The organism is Ornithinimicrobium pratense, assembly GCF_008843165.1.
GTDB classification, from domain to species: Bacteria; Actinomycetota; Actinomycetes; order Actinomycetales; family Dermatophilaceae; genus Ornithinicoccus; species Ornithinicoccus pratensis.
In genome coordinates this window covers 1,324,784-1,339,265 of the sequence record NZ_CP044427.1, presented here as the reverse complement: position 1 = coordinate 1,339,265, position 14,482 = coordinate 1,324,784, and the positions used below count along the sequence as shown (strand labels likewise).

The 14,482-nt window shown below is 71.5% G+C and carries 14 protein-coding genes; 7 read left to right on the top strand and 7 right to left on the bottom strand.

The genetic code is table 11. The annotated features are described in order from the left end of the window. The first annotated feature begins 28 nt into the window (after window positions 1-28). Window positions 29-613, top strand: coding sequence for a septation protein SepH (sepH, locus tag FY030_RS06010; protein ID WP_238348577.1), 585 nt, complete (start codon window positions 29-31; stop codon window positions 611-613). Between the two features lie 25 nt (window positions 614-638). On the opposite strand, the gene FY030_RS06005 is transcribed toward sepH, so the two are convergent. Then, window positions 639-1,403, bottom strand: coding sequence for a thymidine kinase (locus tag FY030_RS06005; protein ID WP_158060714.1), 765 nt, complete (start codon window positions 1,401-1,403; stop codon window positions 639-641). 60 nt (window positions 1,404-1,463) lie between these two features. Between FY030_RS06005 and FY030_RS06000 the strand changes: the two genes are divergently transcribed. Beyond that, window positions 1,464-2,207 (top strand): hypothetical protein, encoded by a 744-nt coding sequence (locus FY030_RS06000; protein WP_158060713.1) that lies wholly within the window; start codon window positions 1,464-1,466, stop codon window positions 2,205-2,207. A gap of 46 nt (window positions 2,208-2,253) precedes the next feature. Here FY030_RS06000 and FY030_RS05995 read toward each other — a convergent pair whose 3' ends face one another. Genes FY030_RS05995 through FY030_RS05985 form a run of 3 tightly spaced genes read right to left on the bottom strand, consistent with a single transcriptional unit; the run spans window position 2,254 to window position 6,685 of the window. Then, entirely contained in the window at window positions 2,254-3,414 is a 1,161-nt protein-coding gene (locus FY030_RS05995; protein ID WP_158060712.1) for an alkaline phosphatase family protein, read from the bottom strand. After that, window positions 3,411-3,989 carry a DUF5998 family protein gene (locus tag FY030_RS05990; RefSeq protein ID WP_158060711.1) on the bottom strand — a complete coding sequence of 193 codons (579 nt, stop codon included), beginning with the start codon at window positions 3,987-3,989 and terminating at the stop codon, window positions 3,411-3,413. The genes FY030_RS05995 and FY030_RS05990 overlap by 4 nt, the downstream gene beginning before the upstream one ends. A gap of 26 nt (window positions 3,990-4,015) precedes the next feature. Then, entirely contained in the window at window positions 4,016-6,685 is a 2,670-nt protein-coding gene (locus FY030_RS05985) for a bifunctional acetate--CoA ligase family protein/GNAT family N-acetyltransferase (protein ID WP_158060710.1), read from the bottom strand. An 89-nt stretch (window positions 6,686-6,774) separates the two neighbouring features. Between FY030_RS05985 and FY030_RS05980 the strand changes: the two genes are divergently transcribed. Further along, window positions 6,775-7,410, top strand: coding sequence for a nitroreductase family protein (locus FY030_RS05980; protein ID WP_158060709.1), 636 nt, complete (start codon window positions 6,775-6,777; stop codon window positions 7,408-7,410). A 235-nt stretch (window positions 7,411-7,645) separates the two neighbouring features. On the opposite strand, the gene FY030_RS05975 is transcribed toward FY030_RS05980, so the two are convergent. Both FY030_RS05975 and FY030_RS05970 read right to left on the bottom strand, forming a co-directional pair. Then, on the bottom strand, window positions 7,646-8,077 hold the full coding sequence (locus FY030_RS05975) for a GNAT family N-acetyltransferase (RefSeq protein ID WP_202879772.1): 432 nt from the start codon (window positions 8,075-8,077) through the stop codon (window positions 7,646-7,648). A 124-nt stretch (window positions 8,078-8,201) separates the two neighbouring features. Continuing rightward, on the bottom strand, window positions 8,202-9,143 hold the full coding sequence (locus tag FY030_RS05970; protein WP_158062670.1) for a PfkB family carbohydrate kinase: 942 nt from the start codon (window positions 9,141-9,143) through the stop codon (window positions 8,202-8,204). Between the two features lie 17 nt (window positions 9,144-9,160). Here FY030_RS05970 and FY030_RS05965 point away from each other — a divergent pair, with 17 nt between their 5' ends. Beyond that, window positions 9,161-10,432 carry an amidohydrolase gene (locus FY030_RS05965; protein ID WP_158060708.1) on the top strand — a complete coding sequence of 424 codons (1,272 nt, stop codon included), beginning with the start codon at window positions 9,161-9,163 and terminating at the stop codon, window positions 10,430-10,432. 351 nt (window positions 10,433-10,783) lie between these two features. Continuing rightward, window positions 10,784-11,230, top strand: a complete 447-nt coding sequence (locus tag FY030_RS05960) for a M91 family zinc metallopeptidase (protein WP_192498742.1) — start codon at window positions 10,784-10,786, stop codon at window positions 11,228-11,230. Between the two features lie 13 nt (window positions 11,231-11,243). Here the strand turns inward: FY030_RS05960 and FY030_RS05955 are convergent, their stop codons facing one another. Then, window positions 11,244-12,509, bottom strand: a complete 1,266-nt coding sequence (locus FY030_RS05955; RefSeq protein ID WP_158060706.1) for an MFS transporter — start codon at window positions 12,507-12,509, stop codon at window positions 11,244-11,246. Window positions 12,510-12,618: 109 nt separating this feature from the next. Between FY030_RS05955 and FY030_RS05950 the strand changes: the two genes are divergently transcribed. Next, a complete protein-coding gene (locus FY030_RS05950; protein WP_158060705.1) occupies window positions 12,619-13,605 on the top strand; it encodes an ATP-binding cassette domain-containing protein in 987 nt (328 codons plus the stop codon). Next, the gene (locus FY030_RS05945; protein ID WP_158060704.1) at window positions 13,602-14,450 is read left to right on the top strand and encodes an ABC transporter permease; all 849 of its coding nucleotides are present in this window, start codon (window positions 13,602-13,604) and stop codon (window positions 14,448-14,450) included. Before FY030_RS05950 ends, FY030_RS05945 begins: the two co-directional genes overlap by 4 nt. The last annotated feature ends 32 nt before the right edge of the window (window positions 14,451-14,482 follow it).

Here is a 14,482-nt window from a genome sequence, read left to right as displayed (position 1 = left end):
TCCCCGGGCAGCAGGCGATGCCCCCGAGGTGCTTCCCCTGGAGGACCTTGCCTACGACCCGGACACCATGGGCGACCCGCCTGCGGCCCACCCCCGCGGCGCGGCTCCCGAGTCGCCGGACCCGCCGGAGGTGGCCGAGGGTGCCGTCGAGGACGGGGCCGCGTCGCAGAGCCAGGCGGACGCGGGCGAGGAGGGTTCCTACGCCCGCCTGCGCTACCCGGACGAGGTGTCCTTCGACGAGTTCTTCGCCCTCGACGAGGCCGACGGCGAGCTGTCGGAGGAGGACGAGCTGGGCGCAGATGACTCAGGCCAGGACGAACTGCCCGATACAGCACTAGCCGATGCAGCAGTATCGGTCCTCGAGGAGGACCCCGCGAGCGAGCACGCGGACCTGCCGGCAGCCCTGAGCGACGAGCCCGACGGCGCGGCCGAAGGCACGCCCGCGGACGACGAGGACGAGGACGAGGACGAGCCCCGGGAGAAGGCGGAGGCCGCCGCGACTGAGCCGGCGCCTGACCCGGAGCCGCCGACCCGGCAGGCAGGCGGCCGCAAGGGCCGCCCCAGCGTCCCCAGCTGGGACGACATCATGTTCGGGGCCCGCGACCGCCGGTGACCGAACCAGCCAAGCACCGGCACGATCAGCGGGGCGGGACGGGGCAGAGGCCCAGGTCGAAGGGCAGGGTGTCCGGGGACAGCGCCGCGACGCGGGCAGCGGCCGAGTGCATCCGGCGCATGTAGTGCCGCCGGCACAGCACCTCGTACTCGACGGCGGGCGCTGACGGCGGCGTCGACCCCGAGGCCGATCGCGACTCCATGACCGACCCAGGTCCCCTCGCTGGTGCTGGCCCCGTCGCCGGTCCCGCCTCGGTCTCCCCGCTGACGTCTCCGACGACCACCTGCTCCCCCTCCACGACCATGACACCGTCGACCACGCGGGCATTGACGGTCGCAGGCCGCCCGCACCAGCACAGCGCCCGGACCTGGAGCTGCTCGGTTCGGTCGGCCAGCTCGATGAGGCGGCGCGAGCCGGGGAAGAGCTCGGTGCGGAAGTCCGCGCTGATGCCGAAGGCGAAGACGTCGATGCCCATCTCATCCACCAGCCGGGCCAGCTGCTCGACCTGGCCGGGGGTGTAGAACTGGGCCTCGTCGCAGATCAGGTAGTCCACCCGGTCGCCCTTGGTCACCTGCTCCACGACCAGCTCCCAGAAGTCGACGTCGTCGGTCACCTCGAGCGCCGGGCGCCGCAGGCCCAGCCGGGAGGAGACCACCGGCTGGCCCGAGCGGTCGTGCTGGGTGAAGAGCAGTCCCCGCCTGCCCCGCGCCGCATGGGTGTGGTCCATCTGCAGCGCGAGGGTCGACTTGCCGCAGTCCATGGTCCCGGTGAAGAAGACGAGCTCGGCCACTCGGGCAGTCTACGGCGAGCCGGACGAGGGCCCGGCGCCCGGACGTCCTAGGCTGATCCGATGTTCTGGAGCCCCCTGACCCGCCGGGTCGCCTTCTGGCTGACCTGGTTCACCGTCGTTGTCGGGATCGGGCACCTGTTCCTGCATGTGGACCAGACCTCCCTCGAGGACCGGTTCGGCGTGCACTACACCCGCTGGCTGGACATGAACGCGGAGCAGTCCGTGGCCACGTGGTTCAACGTCGGTCTGCTGCAGCTGGCGGCGGGGCTGGCCGTGCTGGGTGCGATCGCGGTGGCCACCCGGCGGGAGCGGATCGCCTGGTCCGCCCTGGCGATCGCGATCTTCCTGCTGAGCCTGGATGAGAAGATCTCCATCCACGAGGCCCTGCCGAGCCTGCTCGGGATGGACCAGGGCGACCTGATCACCCACGAGTGGCTCATCCCCGGGGTCGCCATCGCGCTGGCGGCGCTGGCCGTGCTGGTCCCGCTGCTGCGTCCCTTGCCCCGACCGCTGATCCTTGGTCTGCTCATCGCGATGGTGGTCTACGGCACCGGAGCCGTGGGCGTGGAGCTGGTCAGCGGGGTCATGGTCCGCACCTTGGAGATCGAGCACCCGTTGCGGCAGCTGATGCCGGTGTGGGAGTGGATCGAGGAGAGCCTGGAGATGTTGGGCTGCATCCTGGCGATCACCGCGCTGCTGCGGCACCTGGAGCGGAGCGGCGTGGTCGACGTCGCCCGCTGGCGGCGGCTGGCGACAGCTGGCTCGAAGGCCAAGCGGCTCAAGCAGCCCGCGCAATCCACCTAGGTCGGTCCGGCTGGCCCAACCAGGCCACCCAGGCCAGCCAGGTCGGCTAGGTCTGGCCCACCAGCAGCGGGATCGCGGTCTCGGCGTCGGTGGTCGAGCCGTGGTGCCCCACCAGGGCCAACACCTCCGGCCGCAGCAGCCGTGAGTCGAGCAGGGTGGCCCGACCCTGCATGGCCACGACCACCTCGCCGATGCGCTCGGCATACCCCTCCCGCAGCGGCCCGAACCAGCCGGCGGCGACGGCCTCGTCCCGGGTGAGCACCACGGCCTGGTCCCCCAGCTCCTCGCGCCAGGTGGCGACCACGTCGGCCACCATCCCCTGCTTGCACCATGCCTGCGGCGCCCGCGGCTCCCCCGCCAACAGCTGCACGCCCTCGGCGAGCACCGGCTCGTAGGCCAGGTCCCGCCGGTGCGCCTCAGGCGCCTCGATCATGCCGTGGTCGGAGGTGACGACCACGACGGTGCCCTCCGGCGCGCGCTCGAGCAGCTCGCCGACGAAGGCGTCGACGGCCTCAACCGCCTCCCCCCACTCCCACGAGTCCGGGCCACGCACATGACCGGCCTTGTCCACCTCGTCCCAGTAGGCGTAGACCAGGGCCCGGCCACGACGGCCTGCCATGGCCAGCGCGTCGAGCACCCCCGCCACCCGCTCCTGGGCCGTCTCCGCCCCGATGTAGGCACCCCCGCGCAGGGCCGCGCGGGTAAACCCCGAGCCGGCGAACATCGTCCGCGACACGGTCGTCATCGCCACGTCGCGCCGCCCCGCCTCCTGCAGCAGCGTGGGCAGCGGCTGGTGGGCGCCGGGGTCGGGCCCGTCGCGCCAGGCGAGGTGGTTGAACAGCGCCCCGCGGAAGCAGGTCTGCCAGCCGATGATCCCGTGCTGGCCCGCGGGCCGCCCGGTGCCCAGACTGGTGAGGCTGGTCGCGGTGGTGGACGGGAAGCCGCAGCGAAAGGTGCCTTCCACGGGCGTGTCCAGGTCCCGCAGCACCCGGGCATGACCGCTGCGCCGGCTCAGCTGGCGCGCGCCGAGGCCGTCGACGAGCACGACCACCACCCGCTGCGTCCCGGGCAGCGTCCAGGTCGGGCGGTCCACCCCGTCGGGCAGGGCGACCCCGAGGGCGAGCAGGGCGGCCGGCAGGACCGATGCCAACCCCTGCCCCGGACCGGGGGCGCGGTAGGCGACCTCCCCCGCCGCGGCCGGGTTCACCGACCCAGCCGGGCGGAGAGCTCCATCGCGAAGGCCAGGGCCTGCTCCAGCCGCTGCACACCGTCGGTGTCGGCGGCGACCCGCAGCGAGATGTCGTCGCTGGCCACGGTGCCCTCATAGCCGTGGTCGCCCTCGCACTCGGGGTCCTCGCACATCGCGGGCAGCAGGTCGACCCGGGAGACCGCGCCCCAGCCCAAGGTCAGGGTGACCGCGCGGCCCTCGAGCCCGCCGTCGAACTGCTCGGGGTCCGCCACCACGTGGGTCAGCATGACGCCGCGGACCTGGCGCAGCGGCACCGTCTCGCTCGTGGCGGTGGCCATCCGCTGCCGCTCCGGACCCTCATGGTCGTCGGCGTGCGCGATGACCAGGCGCCGGTCGGTCAGCACCAGCACGGTCAGGTGGTTGCGCACCGCCAGCTCATCGAAGGTGGTCTCGGCATGCACCAGGTGGCTGACCACCTGGTCGCGCCCGACGGCGGTCAGCACGACATCGTGCACGACGGCCGGCAGGTAGCCGGCCGCCTCGATGTCGGCGACGAGGCTGTCGGGCAAGGGGGACCTCAGGCGGCGGACCATGCGCACCATGCTCTCAGACCACGGCCTCAGACCACGCCGCTGGACAGCACCCGCCGCTCGGCGTCGGCGCGCGTCGGTGCCGGAGCGACCGAGATCGCAGCGCCGAGCACCTCGATGCCCTCCTGGTGGGCCATGACCGGGTTCAGCCGCACGCTGGCGAGCTCGGGGTGGTTGTCGGCGAGCACCGAGACCCGGGCGATGAGGTCACGCAGCGCGTGGTGGTCCACGGGCATCGCACCGCGGTAACCGTCAAGCATCGGCGCGGCCTTGATCGAGCCGACCATCGCCACGATGTCGGCGTCGGTCAGCGGCGGGAACCGCTGGGCCTCGTCACCGAGCAGCTCGATGGGCAATCCGGCGATCCCGAAGCCGACGACCGGGCCGAAGAGGGGGTCCTCGGAGGAGTTGATCTCGACGGTGACCCCGCCCGGCGCCATCTTCTGCATGGCGATGCCGTCCACCCCCAGCGGCGTGAGCAGTGCGTCCAGGTCCCGGTATGCCGCGCCTACCGCCTTGCGGTGGCGAAGGCCCGTGCGGACCCAGCCCTGGCCCGGCTGGTGCTGCAGCAGGGGTGAGGTCGCCTTGAGCACGACGGTGCCCCCGAGTTCCTTGTACTTCTCCACGGCCTCCTCGTCGGAGGACAGGGGATGGACCGGCCAGACCTCGATCCCGTAGGCGGCCAACAGCTCGGTCACCTCCTGCGCGGTCAGCTCGCACCCGCGCGGGGACCGCTCCAGGGCCGCCTCGATGATCCGGTCGGCCGCGACCCGGCTGATGCCCTCCGGCCGCACCGGTTCACCCTGGTCGCGGCGCAGCCACTCGGCATATCGGGTGGCGGCGGCGAGGGCGCGGATCCCGTCCTCCGGCATGGGGTAGCTGGGCACCCCCGTGCCCGGCTGCACCCCCCGCATCCCCAGGAAGGTCGCCACGCACGGCTTCTGGGTGCCGTCGACGGCCGCGGCAACGACCTGGACGACCTCGGGGTCGATCTCGGCGATCGGGGGGATGAAGCAGGCGATGACGGAGTCGACCCGGGGATCGGCCACGGCGGCCTCGACGACCTCGCGGAAGTCCTCGATGACCGCCTCGGCCGGCACCGTCACCGGCCCGTGGGTGACCTTGAGGTCGCGCGCGGTGGCCGCGTCGGCGGCCAGCGAGCCGAGCGCGTCGTTGTTGGTGACGATCGCTACCCGATCACCCTGGGGCAGGGGCTGGTTGATGACCAGCTGTGCAACGTCGAAGAGCTGGTGTGCGTTGTCGACCCGGATGACCCCGGACTGGCGCAGCATCATCGCGAAGGTCTCCGGCGGCTCCTGGGTCAGCCGCACCCGGTGGCCGCGCGGGATGGCGGTCATGCCGACCCCCTGCTTGACGACGATCACCGGCTTGGCGCGGGCCAGTTCGCGGGCGACCCGGGAGAACTTGCGCGGGTTGCCCATCGACTCCAGGTACAGGCCGACGGCGCTGGTCGCCTCGTCGTCCATCCAGTACTGCATGAGGTCGTTGCCGGAGATGTCCACCCGGTTGCCCGCCGAGGCGAAGGTGGAGATCCCCAGGCCCCTTCGCCGGGCCGAGGCCAGCACCGCCACGCCCAGCCCCCCGGACTGGGCGAACAGGCCCAGCGTCCCCAACGGCGGCACCTGGTCAGGTGGCGCCACCGAGGCGTTGAGCCGGGTGCCCGGGTCGTTGTTGATCAGCCCGAAGCTGGTCGGCCCCAGCACCCGCATGCCCGCGCGGTGTGCGGTCACCACGAGCTGGTGCTGCAGCGCGGCACCCTCGGGGCCGGTCTCGGCGAACCCCTCGGAGGCGACCACCAGCGCCTTCACCCCGGCCGCGGCGCAATCCCGGACGGCGGTGAGCACCTCGGGGGCAGGCACCGCGATGACCGCCAGGTCAACGCCTCCCTCGATGTCCCGGACCGAGGCGTGGGTGGGGTGGCCAAGGATCAGTGTCCCGGGCTCGGCGCTGTTGTTCACCGCATACGTCGGCCCGGTGAAGCCGCCCCGCACCAGGTGCTCGAAGAAGGCGCGGCCGATCGTGTTCTCCCGCCGGCTGACACCGACCACCGCGACCGAGGAGGGGTGCAGGACGGCCCGCATCGAGCGGGCCTCCGCGCGGTGCTCGCGTGACATGCGCACGCGGCGGGAGGCGTCGGTGGGCTCGATGTCGAAGGAGACTGCGATGACGCCGTCGTCGAACTCGTGGCTGACCTCATAGCCGGCGTCGCGGAAGACGCCGATCATCTTGCGGTTCTGCGGCAGGACGTCCGCGACGAACCGGGTGATGCCGGCCTCCCGACCGATATCGGCCAGGTGCTCCAGCAGGATCGAGCCGATCCCCCTGCCCTGGTGGTGGTCGGAGACGTTGAAGGCCACCTCCGCGACCGGTCCGCCCGGCTCGATCCGGTCATACCGCCCGATCCCGGCCAGCCGGTCCTTGATGAGGATGACCAGCGCCACGCGGTCCCGGTAGTCCAGGTGGGTGAAGCGGTGCACGTCCTTGTCGGACAGCCTCTTGATCGGGGCGAAGAAGCGCAGGTAGATCGACTCGTCGGACTGGCCCGCGTGGAACTCGTGCACGGCCTCGGTGTCCGAGGGCAGGATCGGGCGGACGTGAGCGACCATCCCGTCGGAGAGGACGATGTCCGCCTCCCACTCCTGGGGATAACCGGGGGGCAGCTGTGCCTGATCGGTCATGGACCCATCATGTCGGACCCCCGCGACGGGCCGCAGGGCGGTCGCCCGGTCCCCACGCAGGTGCGGGCAGCGTCAGGCAGGATCGCGGTATGGAGTTTCAGGAGGTGGTCCGTCGGCGCAAGATGGTGCGTTCCTTCGACCCGGGCAGGGAGGTCGGCCGGGAGGTCGTCGACCGGATGCTGCACCATGCGGTGCGCGCCCCGAGCGCCGGGTTCAGCCAGGGCTGGGACTTCGTGGTCCTCTCCACGGTGACGGACCGCGCACGCTTCTGGGAGCAGACCACCGACCCGGACTCCGAGCAGGACCGCTGGCTGCGTGGCGTGTCCTCCGCACCGGTGCTGGTGCTGTGTTGCTCAGACCCGCAGGCCTACCTGTCCCGCTACGCCGAGCCGGACAAGGGCTGGGCCGACCGCGACGTCGCCCGGTGGCCGGTGCCGTACTGGGACGTCGACAACGGGATGGCCGCCATGCTCATGCTGCTCACCGCCGTCGACGAGGACTTGGGCGCGCTCTATTTCGGGGTGCCGCCGGGGTGCCAGGACGGCGTCAAGGAGACGTTCGGGATCCCGCAGGACCGCCGGATCGTCGGTGTCATCGCGCTGGGCCACCCCTCACCCTTGCCAGCAGCCCGGGGATCAGCCCGCACCCGCCGACGTCGCCCCCTGTCCGAGGTCGCCCACCACGGCCGGTTCGGCACCGCCTGGGAGAGTCAGGACCCCGTCTGAGGCGGGTGGCCGCACCACTGCATCCATCCACCCGTCCATCCGCTCCCGTCGCTCCACCCCGGCCGACCCATTTTCCAAGGTCACGAACAGGTCACGATTCTCGGCAGGCGGCAACATCTGGGCCATGGTGGACGTCTGGGTGGTGAGGACGGCGCGCAGGGGGCGCCGTCCTCCACCATGTGCGGGGACGTTGCAGGTGAACCGTCCGTCTCACGCTTCTCACGCGCCTCAGGAGTCAGAGCCCGCGACTGAAGTGATGGGAGCTGATGTGATATCCGGAGTTGAGGTAGAGGCGGTGCGCCGACGTCCGGTTCGTCCCGACTCCCGAGTCGAGATGGACCTGACGGCAGCCGAGCCGGTCGGCCTCGTCGTGCAGCCAGTTCAACAGCGCTCGCGCGTGTCCCTGCTGGCGAGCCGATGCCACCGTGGACAGGTCGTCGATGTACAGATGGTGGCCCCAGGCCAGGTTCTCCCCCACGCGAAAGCCGGCGACTGCGAGCGCAGGCGCACTCTCCTCGCCCATGGAGGCGATCAGACGGTATCCGGCAGGCCGCTGCCGTCGGTCCACCTGCTGGACGAACTCCTGCTCGGACGCCAGCTGGGGCCGAAGCTCACGCATCGCCTCGAAGGCACGTCCGGTCTGGGGTGGGAGCAACTCGACGATCACGACAAGCCATCCTGCCAGCGCAGGCTGCGAGTCCGCACGCGGCGCTGACCGTTCGGCGCTTGCTCACCACTCCTGGACACCTCTGACGTCGACGTCCGCGGGCTGGCAGAGTCCTACGCGAGGTTCAGGCCGTCCCGTGCTGACGGGCCAGGAACTCCTCCACCTCGCTCGCAGTCGGCGAGGTCGCAGGTCCGTTGCGGGTGACCTTGATCGCCCCGGCCGCGTTCGCCCGGCGGCACGCCTCGACCCAGCCCAGGCCGCTAGCGGCACCGGCGCAGAGCACGCCGGTGTGGGTGTCGCCCGCTCCGTTGGTGTCCACCGGCGTCTGCGGATAGCCGGGGACGTGGGTCGTCTCCCCCGCTACGTGCACGAACGCACCGACCGGCCCGTCCCGCACGATGACGACAGCACCGTCCGGCAGCCGCTGCGCCACCGCGGCGCAGGAAGCCTCGGCCCCGCAGACCCCGGTCAGCTCCTGCGCCTCCTGGGCGTTGGAGGTCCACACGTCGGTGGCGTCCAGCATCCGCGCGACGAGGGCCGCGTCGAAGCCCGCGAACGGTGCCCCGGGGTCCAGCACGACCAGCACCCCGTCCGCCAACGAGCCCAGCCACTCCAGGAGAGGGTCACGCGTCGGCTCGTAGAGCGAGTAGCCGGTCACGCACACCACATCACCGGGCCCCGGCCGACTGGTCCCCAGCGACTCCACGCTGATCTGGCGCTCCGCCGCGCGGGTGGTGACGAAGGACCGCTCTGCCGACGGCTCGACCATGACCACACAGACCCCGGTGTCCAGGTCCGGGACCGGCGGCGAGCTCAGCTGCGCCCCCTCCCGGGCCAGCGTCTCGCGCACGAGGTCACCGTTCGGGCCGGTTCCGACCGCGCCGGCCTGCACCGCGGTTGCGCCCTGCCGGGCAGCGGCGACCAGGATCGTGACCGAGCCCCCGGCATACCGGGTCGCGGTCCGGGCGTTGACGTTGCCGCCGCGCACCGGCAGGTGCGGCACCTCCACGACGAGGTCGACCATCGCCTGACCGGTGTGGATCACTCTGCGGTTCACGCGGGCCAGCCTGCCACGATGGCCCCATGACGACCCCCACCGCACGAGTCCTGGCCCACCTCGACGACATCCGCCCGTGGCTGGAGGGCCTCTACCGCCACCTGCACGCCCACCCGGAGCTGTCGATGGCCGAGCACGCCACGGCGCAGCGGGTGGTGGACGAGGTGCGGAGCCTGACCGGCGGCGAGGAGCTGGAGGTGCTCACCGGGATCGGCGGACCCAGCGTGTGCGCGGTGGTCCGCAACGGTGAGGGCCCCACGGTTCTGCTGCGGGCCGACACCGACGGGCTGCCCGTCGAGGAGGCCACCGGCCTGGACTACGCCTCCCAGGTGCGGGCCACCACCACCACCGGCGAGAGCGTCCCGGTGATGCATGCCTGTGGGCACGACACCCACGTGGCGACCCTGCTGGCCACGCTGCGCCTGCTGCTGCTCGAGCGTGCGGCGTGGTCCGGGACCCTGGTCTTGGTCTTCCAGCCCGCGGAGGAGCAGTTCAACGGGGCGGAGTCGATGGTGGCCGACGGTCTCACCGAGCGGCTGCCCCGCCCGGACGTGGCCCTGGGCCAGCACGTCCTCACCGGCGCCGCGGGCTCGGTCATGGTCTCCCCCGGTCCGATCATGGCCAGCTGCGACGACTTCCGCATCGTGCTGCACGGTATGGGCGCTCACGGCTCGTCCCCGCACCGGGGGATCGACCCGGTCGTGATGGCCGCCTCGCTGGTCATGCGCCTGCAGACCGTCGTCTCGCGCCAGGTTTCCCCACAGGCCACGGCCGTGGTGACCGTCGGCCGGATCCAGGCCGGGACCAAGACCAACATCATCCCCGACCACGCAGTGCTGGAGGGGACCGTGCGCACCTACGACGATGAGGTTGCCGCGCGTTGCCTGCAGATCATCGAGCGCACCGTCCGCGCCGAGGCCGAGGCCTGGGGCGCACCAGAGCCGCAGTTCGAGACCTTCGACCACCTGCCCGTGACCGACAACACCCCCGAGGCGACCGCCCGGGTGCGCGCCGCGCTAGCCGTCGAGCTAGGGGAAGACCAGGTGCGCGACTTCGAGCCGGAGATGGGCTCGGAGGACTTCTCCGAGCTGCCGAACGCGTGGGGCGCCCCCTACTGCTACTGGGGTTTCGGCGCCTTCGACGCCGAGCTGTGGGCCCGCTCGGAGGCCGCGGGCACCGAGGGTCAGGACTTCCCCTCCAACCACTCCCCCCGCTTCGCCCCCGTCCTGCAGCCCACCCTGGACACCGGGGTGCGCGCGATGGTGGCGGCCGCCATGGCCTGGGTGGGTCAGGGCTGACCGGTCGGGGCCGGGCTCAGCGGCCGGGGTCCGGTCAGCACCCGCCACCCTGCTCGAGACGCAGCACGCAGGTCACGCCTTGACCTACGCGGCGGTGGACGACGGGGGGCCCCGTGCTGGGATTGTGCCGAAAGTTGAGGGGGTGGCAGACATGGTCGGTGGAGACCCGGCGGTGCTGACCGGCTGCGGCAACGACCTACTGACCGCATCAGCCAACCTGTTCGACGGAGGTGTCGCCATCCAGCGCGAGCCCGTTATCCCCGCCACGCCCACCTCCAAGTGGCCCCCCGCCACATCGACGAGGTGATGAACGAGTGCGAGCCACCGCGCAGGACGACGACGAGGACGACCGTGTCCGATGATGCCGAGGCTGTCGTCACGGCGGACTGGACCATTGATTTTCCGGTCGCCACGCCCTACCCCAGTACTCTCCCCACGGTTGCCGTCCGCTACACCGTCCGGAACGACGGCACGGCCCTGCTGGTGGGCGTCACCTCAGAGCGGGCCAGCGACGCCGGATACGTCCACAGGCCGCCCTCACTGGTGCTCCACCACGAGCTGGGGCACATCAACCAGTACCGCTCCCAGGGCGGGCGGGACCACTGGCTCGACGACGACGGCAACAAGCTGGAGACCCCGGGCAACAGCCAGTACCTGATCGAGATGCAGAACGTCGATCTGGACTGGTCGGCCCACTACGACGAGGTGCCCGAGGCTGACGGTGCCAACTACGACTTCCGCCTCACCGAGATCGGCTTCCGGGAGGAGCTCGGTATCCCGTCCCGGGACCGCTACTGAGCTTGGCGGAGGTTCACAGTCCTCGGGGCAGGCCGATGCGGCGGGACCAGGCGGCCATCCAGGCGGCCCCGCTGAGCGCCAGGCCGCCGACGGCCAGGACGGCGGCCTGCGTGCTGGCCACCACGAGCAGCAGGGAGACCAGGCCCGGGCCGCCCAGCACGCCCACGTTGGAGAAGAGCGCCCAGATGCCGAGGAACCGGCCGCGGCCGACCGGGGGGCTCAGGTCGGCGCCGATGGTCATGTTGATACCGGCCCCCAGCCCGTTGCCGACCGACATCACCCCTACCGCACCCACCACACCCCACCAGGTGTCAGCCAGGGGCAGGACGAGGAAGCCGCAGCCGTACACCAGGAGGCAGGCCACCAGGACCGGTGACCGGCCGAGCCGGTCCTTGAGGTAGCCGGCCGGGAACATCAGCAGGATCTCCACCGCGGCGCCAGTGGCGATGGCCAGGGAGATCTGAGCCGCCGTGAGCCCGACGTGGGTGCCCCAGAGCTGGATGAGGACGGCCTGGGCCACGCGCGCCATCGCCAGCGTGCTGATCGCCACACCCGCGAGCACGACAGCGTCCCACCGCACGTCCAGGCGGACCCGCGTGCGGCCTCCCTCCGACCGGTCAGCTGCGGCCGAGGGGCCACTGTCGGCCCGGGCACCATCAGCCCGGTCGGGCACCGCGTTGCGCCGGCCGGACGCGTCGAAGCCCTCCTCGTGCCGCCCGCCCAGCCGCGGGGCATAGAGGATCGCCAGGGCGAGCAGGCTGCACCCGACGGACAGCACGTAGACCGACCACAGCGGAAGCACGAGCAGCAGGAGACCACCCATCAACGGGCCCGCGAGAGCCCCGATCCGCATGGTCCCCCCCAGGGCGGTCATCGCCCGGCCTACCTCCCGGGTCGGGACCCGTTCGGCCACATAGGCCTGCCGGGCCAGTGACCACACGTTGACCGCAGGCGCGCGCAAGAACGTCGAGGCCATGAACAGGGCTAACGCCCCAGGCCCGGCCCAGACAAGTGACCCGACCGTCACCGCGGTGACCACGGCCGCCGCGCCGGTGGCCAGCAGCATCGCCCGTCGGTCCCCCACCCGGTCGATGAGCATCCCGGCCGGCACGGTGGTGGCCAGGGAGAAGGCCCCGACAATCGCCACGATCAGCGCGGCCAGCGCCGCCGAGGCACCTAGGTCCATCGCCGCCAGCACCGAGACCGGCACCGTCGCCCCGGCTGCGACGCCGAAGAGGACCGAGGGCGCGAGCACCGGCCAGAGCAGGCGACGGTACATGGGGCTCCTGATCTGTGTCCGCGTCGGTGCCGGCGCTTCAGCGATCCGTCAGTGATCTGGGGATGATCTGCCGGTGGTCTGTCAGTGGCAGGGCCTAGCATCTTAGATCGTGGCGATCATCGAGGCGCACGACCTGCGCAAGACCTACCGCTCACGCACGGGGGACGTGCATGCACTGGCCGGTCTGGACCTGCTGGTGCCCGAGGGCACCGTCAAGGGACTGCTCGGCCCCAACGGTGCCGGCAAGACCACGACCGTCAAGGTGCTCAACACCCTGCTCCAGCCAGACTCCGGCACGGCGAGGGTGGCGGGCATCGACGTGCTCGCCGAGCCGGACCGGGTGCGGCAGGTGATCGGTGCCAGCGGCCAGTACGCCGCGGTCGACGAGCACCTCACCGGCCGGGAGAACCTGGAGATGGTCGGCCGGCTCTACCATCTCGGCGCGGCGGGGGCCCGAGCCCGGGCCGCTGAGCTGCTGGAGGAGTTCGACCTGGTCGAGGCAGCGGACCGGCCGGTCAAAGGCTTCTCGGGAGGTATGCGGCGGCGCATCGACCTGGCGGGCGCGATCGTCAACCGCCCGCAGATCCTCTTCCTGGACGAGCCCACCACCGGGCTGGATCCGCGCAGCCGGATCGGGATGTGGGAGATCATCCACGGCCTGGTCGCCGAGGGCACGACGGTGCTGCTGACGACCCAGTACCTCGAGGAGGCCGACCAGCTCGCCGACCACATCAGCGTGATCGACCAGGGCACGGTGATCGCCGAGGGGACCTCTGATGAGCTGAAAGGACAGGTCGGTGGGCACCGGGTCGTGGTCACCCTCGTCGACGCAGCGGACGCGGATGCCGCCCGTGCCGTCCTGGCCAGGCACGGCGGCGAGGAGGTGCAGGTCGACTCCTCCGGGCGGACGCTGGACGTCCCCGTCGCCGGTGGCCCGCAGGCGCTGCGGGAGGTCCTCACCGAGCTGGCCACCGCCGGGGTCGCGCTGCACGACGCGGGGATGCGCCGCCCGACCCTGGACGACGTCTTCCTCTCCCTGACCGGTCGGGACGCTACGGGCCAGGGTCAGCACTCCGAGCAGGAGGACCGGCCATGAGCGCGCAGACCAGTCAGCGCACCAGGACAGCCCGGCCGGAGGGCGCGACCCTGGGCAGCTGGGCCAGCGACGTGCGGACGGTCACCTGGCGCAACCTGATCAAGTTCCGGCGCAACCCGGAGATCCTCCTCTTCGCCGTGCTGCAGCCGATCATGTTCGTGCTGCTCTTCTCCCAGGTCTACGGCGGCTCGATCCAGATCGACGGCGGCGTCGACTACACGCAGTACCTGATGGCCGGCATCTTCGGCCAGACTGTCCTGTTCGGGTCGACCTTCAGCGGCTACCAGATGGCCCAGGACCTCAAGGAAGGGATGATCGACCGGTTCCGCACCCTGCCGATGCACGACTCGGCGGTCCTCTTCGGCCGCACCAACGCCGACCTCGCCCTGAACGCTGTCTCGATGGTGATCATGATGCTCACCGGCTTCCTCGTCGGGTGGCGCTTCCGCGAGGGCGTGCTCTCCTTGCTCGCCGGGGTGGCGATCCTGTTGTTGTTCAGCTACGCGTTCAGCTGGGTGATGACGCTGCTCGGCATCGTCGTGCGCACCCCTGAGGTGATCAACAACGCCTCGTTCATGGTGCTCTTCCCGCTGACCTTCATCTCCAACGCCTTCGTGCAGGCCTCTAGGTTGCCGGGCCCGCTGGAGTTCATCGCCAACTGGAACCCCGTCTCGGCCCTAGTCCAGGCCGCGCGGGAGCTCTTCGGCAACACCGGTGTGGATCCAGCCGCGGACACCTTCCCCATGCAGCACCCCGTGCTCACCGTCCTGCTCGGGTCGGCGGTGATGCTGCTCGTGTTCGTGCCCCTGACGGTCGCCAGGTTCCGCAAGGCCTCCTCCCGCTGAGCAACTGAACCTTCTGCCCTTCCGGGGCGACC